This window comes from Micromonospora sp. CPCC 206060 (assembly GCF_036906895.1).
Taxonomy (GTDB): Bacteria; Actinomycetota; Actinomycetes; order Mycobacteriales; family Micromonosporaceae; genus Micromonospora.
In genome coordinates, this window is record NZ_JBAKHU010000133.1 from 1 (window position 1) to 6,486 (window position 6,486).

2 protein-coding genes and 2 pseudogenes are annotated in these 6,486 nt (G+C 68.4%); all 4 read right to left on the minus strand.

Going from position 1 to position 6,486, the window contains the following annotated elements; genetic code table 11:
* Window positions 1-611: 611 nt before the first annotated feature.
* Window positions 612-1,043 carry a hypothetical protein gene (locus tag V6U90_RS32060; RefSeq protein ID WP_334444711.1) on the minus strand — a complete coding sequence of 144 codons (432 nt, stop codon included), beginning with the start codon at window positions 1,041-1,043 and terminating at the stop codon, window positions 612-614.
* A gap of 154 nt (window positions 1,044-1,197) precedes the next feature.
* Window positions 1,198-1,431, minus strand: a pseudogene (locus V6U90_RS32065) (class I SAM-dependent methyltransferase); the annotation flags it as partial.
* Window positions 1,432-2,469: 1,038 nt separating this feature from the next.
* Entirely contained in the window at window positions 2,470-5,823 is a 3,354-nt protein-coding gene (locus V6U90_RS32070; protein ID WP_334444708.1) for a LamG-like jellyroll fold domain-containing protein, read from the minus strand.
* A 401-nt stretch (window positions 5,824-6,224) separates the two neighbouring features.
* Window positions 6,225-6,486 (minus strand): annotated as a pseudogene (locus V6U90_RS32075) (helix-turn-helix domain-containing protein); the annotation flags it as partial.

Below are 6,486 nucleotides of genomic sequence, written 5' to 3' on the forward strand. Positions count from 1 at the left end.
GTTCCTGGTTCGGGTTGTCTTGGAGTGACAAACCTTGATACCGGAACCCCGCCTCTCACACCCCGATCAACACACCCTTGACCAGCCACGCCCACGCCTAACTGAACGGCGTTGCAGCTAGAACAGGGTCACGATCAGCGATCACCACCGGCAATGAACCTGGCCGGATCGCGCCAGGCGGGTGCACCTTGAAGTCACGCCGAGCCGGGAGACGGAGTTCTCGACCGCCAGCCAGACATGGCGACACGGATCCAGCGGGTGCCGCTGCCTGGCCGTGCTGACCAGTGCCGACGCCGCACGATGCATCTCGATGTCCACGTCGTGGACATGTCCGTAGCCTGGCTGGGGGTCTTCGAGGGATGGGAGCGTGAAGACGCCTGGGGCCCTGGACGTCGCTGGCTATCCAACCCGCTCGGTCCATCGGGTCTCGCGGGTTGGCCGGTCTTCCGGCTGTGCCCTCGCTGCCGGCCGGTGGCGGGACAGGGATTCAAGGAATCCAGGTGGCGAACGTTGACTGTGAGCTGTTGTCAACCTGACTGGTGCGGCTCGTCAACGAGTGGAACGACAAGGTCGCGGAGGTAGGGAGGCTGTAGTTGAGAGAGGCACGGCTCTCAATCGGGCGTACCGAACTGCAGCCAGACGCGGACTCGCTCGGTGACCTTGTCACGCCCTCCGAGGGCGTCGTGGACCTCGGAGGTAAACGCGGCTCGGTCCTGCATGGAGGGCAGTCGGTCGGCCGACATGGCGGAGAAGACGTTACCAACCATGTCATCAACGGTGAGCGGTGCATCGTACTGCACCAACGACTCCGCGTATCGGTAGCCGGCACGTACGAGAGCGTCCTGGTTGCGCCAGCGTCCGGCCTCGTCGGTTTGGCAGGTCGCCGTGACGGGGTGCCCGAGCAGCCGTTCCAGGCATTCGCGCAGTGCCGCAGACCACTCGGCGTCCTGCGACCACAGCGGCGCGCCGTTGGTGACCACGGCGACGCCGCCGCCGGGACGCAGCAGCGGCCGGGCGGCCCTGAACAGCGTGTCGCGGTCCAATGCCCTGGTGTGCGTTCAGGGGGCGGCGAATGAAATGGATAGCGACAGCGACGGTCAGCGCCCCGATCGTCCGTTCGCCGAGTAGCCGGCCCAGCGCGGGCAGATCGCTGTCAGCACCGAGCAGCCACGTAGCGTTGACTCTTGCGGCGTTGAGGGCGGCCTGGCGGGCCATGACCAGCATGTCCGGCGCCGGGTCCACGCCGATGACGGCCCCCACCCGGGCGGCGAGTGGGAGGCTTAACTGACCGGTGCCGCAGCCGAGGTCGACCACCGTGTCTGCGGCGCCGAGGCCGAACGCTCCGACGAGGGCGTCGAGCACCTCGGGCGGGTAGCCGCGCCGGTGCCTCGCGTAGTACGTTGCCACCTCACCACTGAAGTCCGTTCCCATTCCGACAGCCTGCCCGCAACTGTCGGCGGGAAGCGAGCCATTCTGCGCAGGGCATCGTCAACCTGTTGATGGGATACCCTTACTCCGCTGCCGGTCTGCGCGAACATCACCAGTGGGGTACCCGTGGTCGACGCGTGCGCCAGCAGCGGCGCGAAACTGCCGTTGCCCAGGGTCATCCCGGAGGCCAGGATCGCGTCAGCCGTGCCGAGCACGCCTGCGCGTCGGCCGTCCGTAATGAAAACCGTTACCATCCGCAGGTCCGGTCGTCGTACGGAGCGGGACGTGTCGCGTACGGCGGCACCGGCGTGCCGTCCACCGCCGTCCTTGCGCGGTGCCGTGGTGCCCGCGCACTGGAAGTCGCAGGGTCCGCTGGTCAGCCGTAGCGGACCTCGGCGGCGGACCTCCGACTCGCCGCCTGTCGAGCTGCACCGTCTGCGCCAGCACACGAGGGCCGACTGTCCCGCCGAGATGACACCGGACATCCGCTTCGGCCCTAATCGGCCTCGACCACCGCTCTGTAATCCACTCGATTTCCTGGTAGTCGCGGTGTCAGCCCCGATCCGACAGCCCGTTTTCCTGAAAATGGAGTGGATCGAGGGGCGCGGCGCGGAAGATCGGCGGTACGGCAGGGGGCGCCCGCGCTGCGCCGTGGTTGATCTTCAGGTGGCGCCCGGCTGGGAGGATGACGCGCGTATCAGATGGGGCACGTCAGGTGCTCCGGCGGTGGGCGTGCAGGTGCGTGCCTGTGCGCCTGCCGGCGGACAACCCCAGCGGCTCGCCTTCGCCGGTGGCAGCGCCCCTCTTTGTCAAGAGGCCGCAAGAAGCGGTGTTCGTGGGGACAGACCCCGATCAAGGTCGACCAGGCTGCGAACCGGCGCAGGAAGGGGTCGAAGGTCGGTCAGCGACCGACCTTCGACCCCCACATTTCCCGACAGGGTCACACGGTGGAGTGCGGCATCAACCGACTCAAACGCAACCGGGCCCTCGCCACCGCCCAAGCCTGCCTCGATCACGCCAAGGTCGGTCGACCACCAGGCTTCACTGCCCCACGGCCGTCACACCCTTGACGTAGTGGGCCTTCACCTGGTCCGGGGTGAGCGCGCGATCGTAGACGGCGACCTCGGACATCCAGCCACCGAAGCGGTTCCCCGCGTCATCCCCTCGTGCCCCGATCTTCAGCGAGCCAGCCCCGTCGGTCGGCACCCGGCTCATCGGCACGGACGCGCGCTCGATGCCGTCGAGATAGACCTTGAGCGTCGAGCCGTCGAAGACGGACACCATGTGGTGCCAGCCCCACTGCAACACGGGGACACCGACCGGACCGGTGGTGGACAGGGTGTCCGAGAGGTTCATCGCCGCCGGCCGGTTCTTCGCACCCAGGCGCAAAAGGTACCCGTTGCGCGCGGGCGAGTCGTACTTCTCCAGCACGCCCTGGTCGCCGCCCTCCCGGACGTAGACCCATGCCTCCAGGGCGTAGGGGCCGGTCAGGCTCAGCCTCGCCGAGTCGGGTACCTCGATGTAGCCGCCCTCAAGGCTCATCGACCGGCTGTTCTCATCGGCCAGCGGCCCCGGCTGGCCCTGGACCACGGATCCCCGGACGACCCCGTTGTTGCCGTGCCCGGACCTGTCGAGCACTGTCGCCCCGCTGTCGTCGAGCCGCCAGTAACCAACGGCGCCGTCTGCCCGCACCAGGTCCGGGTAGGTCCCGGAAGCCGGACGGGCCACCGTCACGGTTTTGGTGAACGCCCTCGGCTCCCCGCCATCCGGGCGGGCGGTCATGACGATCCGGTAGTCACCCGGCGCCGCATCGGCCGGGACCGAGACGCGCGTGCGGACCTGCTGCCAAGCGAGCCCGTTCTTGGCGTTGCGGGCGAACGGGATCTGCCCGGACGGTGACGTCCATCCGTTCGGAAGGTCCACCGAGATTTGGCCCTCGACGACGGCGGTCCCGGACATCTCGACGAGCATCCCGAGGTCCGTCGTCGTCCCCGGGGCAGCCATGGTCGCCAGTTCGCTCGCAACGACCTGCGCCCGGGACACCTGGCCCACCTGAACGCGCGACACCGTAGCTCGAACGGTCGTCGTCCCTGTGCCCGGGACCGTCACGGCGTCGCCCTCGACGGGGACTGCGGCGCCGTTGGCGGTTGCGGCCTTCAGCTGGTAGCCCGCCGGCACTCGTAGGTGCAGCTTGACCCGCTGGAGCTCGGGGCGACCCGCCGCAGTGGGCGGGGGCGTCACCGTGGCTTCGATCGTGCCCTGGGCAACGGTCGAGGTGATGGAGTAGGTCACCGGGCCGAACAGGGTCGGCAGTTTGGTGGCCCCGACCGTCTGGCCGTCGGACAGCCATGGCTTGGGCGTCGCCGGCGCGAGGTCGAGCTCGGTCGGCACACCCGCGGCGTCGAGGGTCTCGTTGACGAGCATGCCCCGCAGCGCCTTCAGGTACGTGGCGTTGTTCGGTGACAGGGGTGCCCGGAACTGGGAGCGGTAGTACTCCATCGGGCACGGCGCGACGGTTTCGCCCTCGCCCCCGATGAAGGTGTTGCGGGTGAAGCCCTGGGAGAGCATGCCGTAGAACGTCAGCCCGATCCGATCGGCATCACCGACCTGGTCGAGGTACTTGAGGTAGGACCAGCCGTACTGCTGGTCGACGCCGCTCGAGCGGTAGCCGTCCGCTGCGGGCCACGGACCAGCAGGGCGGGTCTGGCACGCCTCGACCGGCTCACCGCTGAGATTGAACCGGGTGAGCCCGAGGAACGTGCCGCCGTGGTTGTTGAGGAAGGTCGTCAGGCCCTGCCCGAGCGGGCTGTTGACATCGATCAAGCCGCTGCCCAGGGCGTACGGCATGATGAGGTTCCAGTAGCTGCCCTGCGGTGAGTTCGTGATCATCCCGGCTGGGTCGAAGTCGTTCGGTTCGAGCAGCGCGATGGGCACGAAGATCGAGCCGTCGGGCAATGTGGTCTTGCTCCGGTCGATCGCGGCGAGGGTCGCGGCGCGTAGCCCGTCTGCCTGTGCGGTGAAGGCGGCCGCGTCGTCGGGGCGGCCGATGAGACGCAGGACGACACCCATGTCACGCAGGCCGCGCCACACGTCTGCCTGGTGGTGGATGCCGTGGGCCCGTGCGCTGTTGTCGGAGTAGAGGCTCGTCTTGGTGAGCAGCCCGTTGGGGTCGTTGCTCCGCTGGGCCGCGATGTCCTTGAGCCACGCCTGGAAGGTGGCCAGGTTGGCCGTGATGAGTCCGGAGTCCCCGGTCTGGAGGTGGTACCTCGCGGCCGCCTGGAGCTTGATGCCCCGCTCCCAGGTCGTGAACCCGTCGAGGTACTGCCCCCGGACGAGGAACTCGTCCATCGTCTGCCGGGTGCGCGGCGCGTAGCCGAAGTCACCGAGTGATGCCACCGTGGCCACCACCTCGGGGATCCACGCGAACTTCGGGTCGTCGGGCAGCTCGTAGCCGTTGCCGATGGTGAGGTTGTAGCCCATGACGAGGTTGGACAGCAGCATGGACCGCATGGCGTCGGCGGCGTACTTCTCCGGAATCTGCACCCCGCTCCCGGTGTCGAGCTGGCCCTTCCAGTAGGCGATCATCTCTGCCCGTTTGGCGTCGTATCCGCTCTTGTCCATGACGACCGTCCCGAGCGCCTGGGGCTGGTTCATCATGAGCAGGTGGACCTCCGCCGGGCCCTCGCTGAGGTCGAGGGTGTACGTCAGATCCGGTGCGCTCCACGCCGCTTGGCCACTGTGTGCGAGCGCGAGCTTGTCGCCCACCTTGAGGTTGTTCTCGGCAGCCACGGCCCCGGCGACGTACATGCCGTTCAGGTTGACGCGGAGTGTGGCCGAGGTCTGGCCGGAGCTTCCTGGCCGGACAACGAAGCGGATCATGCTCATGAGCCGAGCGGAGCCGGAGAACCGCGTGACGTAGGACTCCCGTTCGTAGGTTCGTCCCTGGCGGTCGGTGTAGTGGTTCTGCAGCACAGGCTGGTAGCCATCGGCGAGCTTCGGCTCGTCAAGCCTGGTCTCGGCCGACCCGTAGAGTTCGGTCCCGTCGCCGACGTAGAACTTGGCCCACTGCCGGGTCCGCCCGTCGGCGAAGTCCGAGTTGATCTGGCTGCCGTCGGTGAAGTGGAAGCTGAAGTCCCGTTCCGCGCTGAAGTTCTTGAGGTCCGGCATCGGGTATGTCAATGGAAGGTTGTTCCACCGGGTGTCGTGCCAGAAGTCGTCGCCGTGGCTGGCCGGTACGAGAAGGTCCCGCGTGTTTGCCATCGTCGGGCCGTCGGGCAGCGCCATGAGCTGCTCGCCCCACGTGTCGGTCCCCTGCCGCAGGGCCGCCTGGACGCGCTGGACGTATCCGTCCGGGAACGCCGGCTGGTCCGGGCGACCGATCGGCCCGTCAGGCATGGCGTCTCCACCTGACGGCCCGGATGCAGCCGTGGGTGAAGCCGGCGCTGCTGCGGTGACCGGCGCCAGGGCGAATCCCCCTGCGAGACAGGCCACCAGGAATGCAGCCACGCGTGGCCATCGGTTCGTACTCCGTCTAGTACCCATCAGCCCTGCTCCTTATCGAGTGAGTGGCGACGCGGGCGGGCTGGCGTGCGCTCGGTGCGCAACGGTCGCCGGCGCGTTCGGGCAGATGCGGCGTAGGCTAATACTGGTATAGACCAATGGTCAAGGGTCCGCCCCCAGGGCTGGGACGGCAGGTCGGCGCGTGGTGCCGGCGGAGCGGCAAGATCATCGGTCCCCGCGATGACGGCGACTGCCCACGCCCGTACTGGGTATGAACCCGTCCGGCTTGTCTGCTGTTAGCCCAGGCCGAGGGTGGTGGCGAGTGGGGTGACCGTCCCCGGGGCGTGCGGGTCACGGGCCACCCGGGCGAGCATTTCGCGTGCTGTCGGTCGGTGGCGGATCTCAGCCGGTGCGGTCCGCTCGGCGTCGACCAGGAGACGGCCGGCGTTGACCGGGTCGCCGGTCAGCAGGTACGCCCGGGCCGCGTCGACCAGGTGCGCGGCGCGGTGCTCGGCGGCAAGCCACCGCCAGCCGTCCCGCCCGATCGCCTTCTCGTGC

Coding starts and splice junctions, on each gene's coding strand:
- V6U90_RS32070 (WP_334444708.1), bottom strand. CDS start 5,823: ATGCCTGACGGGCCGATCGGTCGCCCGGACCAGCCGGCGTTCCCGGAC.